The following is a 388-nucleotide window of genomic DNA, read 5'->3' as shown; positions in this document are numbered from 1 at the left end:
ACTGTGAGCTATACAGTTATCCGTCTACCCAAATCTTTGACAAGTATTGCCACATCTCTAACGCCGTTAAACGTAAGATCATAGTCGGACTCACTAAAGATCATTCTATGACCAGTATCACTGAAGAGAATGGCGTATCAGTTACTACTGTGCAAAGATACTTAGACCACTGCAGCGCTCAATTTACTCCTTCATTCGATTCTTTGCCAGAACACTTAGCGTTTGATGAATTTAGAGGTGTGGGGCGAAAGCTGCACTTTATCTGTCAAGATGGCGAAAAACATACCATCGTCGCCATTTTAGAGAATCGGTTCAAAAACCCTATTATTAAAAACTTTTTGCAGTTCCCGGACATAGGTCGGACGAATATCAGATCAGGAGTTATGGC

General features: G+C 41.5%; 1 protein-coding gene. It reads left to right on the top strand.

Features of this window, described 5'->3' with window-relative positions; translation table 11 throughout:
• A partial coding sequence (locus G8O24_RS47385; RefSeq protein ID WP_188108458.1) for a helix-turn-helix domain-containing protein occupies positions 1–388 on the top strand: 388 nt, incomplete at both ends.

It is taken from the genome of Bradyrhizobium campsiandrae, assembly GCF_014529705.1.
In the GTDB taxonomy this organism is placed as follows: Bacteria; Pseudomonadota; Alphaproteobacteria; order Rhizobiales; family Xanthobacteraceae; genus Bradyrhizobium; species Bradyrhizobium campsiandrae.
Note: the sequence above shows the minus strand (reverse complement) of the source record. Positions and strands in the feature narration are given on the sequence as shown.